Annotated in this window: 2 protein-coding genes; both read right to left on the bottom strand. The window is 69.1% G+C overall.

What is annotated here, in order from left to right; translation table 11 throughout:
- On the bottom strand, window positions 1-473 hold a 473-nt coding region (locus AB0917_RS34100; RefSeq protein WP_366823576.1), incomplete at its 3' end, for a hypothetical protein.
- 178 nt (window positions 474-651) lie between these two features.
- Window positions 652-1,677 (bottom strand): AraC family transcriptional regulator, encoded by a 1,026-nt coding sequence (locus AB0917_RS34095; protein ID WP_366823575.1) that lies wholly within the window; start codon window positions 1,675-1,677, stop codon window positions 652-654.
- Window positions 1,678-1,884: the final 207 nt, after the last annotated feature.

Genomic DNA, 1,884 nt, shown 5'->3' with positions numbered 1-1,884 from the left:
CAGCTCACCGGGCTGCCACCGGCCGACGAGAAGAAGTAACCCTCGGCCTCCAGCGCCTCGGCGATCTCGCGCCGGGTGATCACCGCGCCCAGCGGGGTGTACTGCCAGCCCCTGAGCAGTCGTTGCAGCGCCGAGATCGTACCGGACCCGACGATCCCGTCGATGGCGCCGGTGTAGCCCTGGTTGTGGGCCAAGCGCCTCTGCATGGCCTTCCAGCTGTTGGTGCCCAGCTGCCCGTCGAGCGCTCCCGTGTAGCTCCAGTTCTTCTTGAGGTAGCACTGGACGTACCGGGCCTGCGTCGTGCTCAGACCGAGGTTGACCACGGCCAAGGGGGCGACCTCGGCACTCACCGAGGCCTTCTCGGCCGATACGGGTGCCGCGGAGGCCGTGCCCGCGGCTGCCAGCCCCCCGGCGGCGATACCCACGGCGGTCGTGACACTGACGAGCGTCTTCAGCAAGACGTTCGATCGCATGCTGTTCCCTTTCGGGTCATGGCGCGGAGGCACGGACGGCCGGCGCGCCGGATGACGAAGTCGATGCGTGTCGAGCACAGGGCGTTTCCCCCCGCCCGGCGGGGCGCCCGGTCGCCGTACCGGTCTCCGGGGCCCTGCTGAGAACTCTGGCCGACGCTCCGGGACGTGTCCTTGGCAATCAGCGCCACGCTGTTGACCCTGAGCGCCCTCCTGCCGCCCGTGGGGGCTCCGCCGGGCAGCGGTCGCGGTCCTCGGGTGAGGAGAGGCGGCGTGCCGGACGCTCCGCCGCCGTGCGCTGCCGGTGCACCAGGTCGCGGTACTCGCGCGGCGCCATGCCGTAGGCGGCGGAGAAGGAGCGGCTGAAGTGCGCGGCGCTGGTGTATCCGCACCGCTGGGCGATCGTCTGGACGGAGGAGCCGATCAGTGCCGGATCGGCGAGCCGGCGCCGGGCCTGGGCCAGGCGCAGGCTGCGGATGTAGGCCGCTGCGGTGATTCCCTCGTCCTCGAAGAGGCGGTGCAGCTGGCGGGGGGAGATGAAATGGGCGGCGGCGACGGTCCGCGGGGTCAGTTCCGGGTCGTGGTGGTTCTGCTGGATGAAGGAGCGCATGAGCAGGAACTTGTGTCTCCGCGTCGTCTCCGCGGAGAGGGACGAGGCGATGTCCAGTTCGCGCGCCACCAGTCCGGTGACCAGATCCAGCAGAATCTGCTTCAGCCGGGGGATGTCGGACGGCTGGTGCGCGGCCTTCCGGGAGACCAGGTGCGCAAGGAAGTGCGACAGGAGTGCGCCGAACCCCTCCTGCCCCGCCAGTCGTTGCCCGAGCAGACCGCCCATGGCTCTCCCGGTGGCGTGCGGAAAGTGGACCCGGGGAATCTCGACGCCGATTCCCACGGCGAGTTCGTGTTCTTCGGCGACCTCGACGTCGAAGGGGCGCGAGCTGTCGAGGATGTACAGATCGTGAACCGAGGAGACGCTTCTCCGGTCACCCTCGGCGACCTGTAACCGCCCGCTTCCGGGCAGCACCAGCGTGATGTGGTAGAGCTCGGGATCGGACCGGCGGATGAGTTTCGCCGTCCGGCGATAGCGTGAGGACTGCATGGCCACGGGCCAGAGCGTCACGTCGTCCATGGTCAGCAGGCGCTTATGGGCCCAGAAGTCGCAGGAGTGCCCGCTGCTGATCTGCAACGGCGCCATGGCCTTGGTCATGGATTCGCACCACAGGTCGAATCTGACCTCCGGTGCCACGTCATCCGTTCGCAGAACCGTTTCGGGGAGCACGTCTCTCCTTCATCGCCGTTCCTCGAGCGCACGCGGACAACCCTCCCCCGGGGATTGCGCCGAAACCATCACGGGAGGAGGGCGGTCGAAGCTGTTGAGGAGGCGCGCGGAGGCGCCCTCCGGCGGACTGTCACG

The organism is Streptomyces sp. NPDC007346 (assembly GCF_040703535.1).
GTDB lineage: Bacteria > Actinomycetota > Actinomycetes > Streptomycetales > Streptomycetaceae > Streptomyces.
Note: the sequence above shows the minus strand (reverse complement) of the source record. Positions and strands in the feature narration are given on the sequence as shown.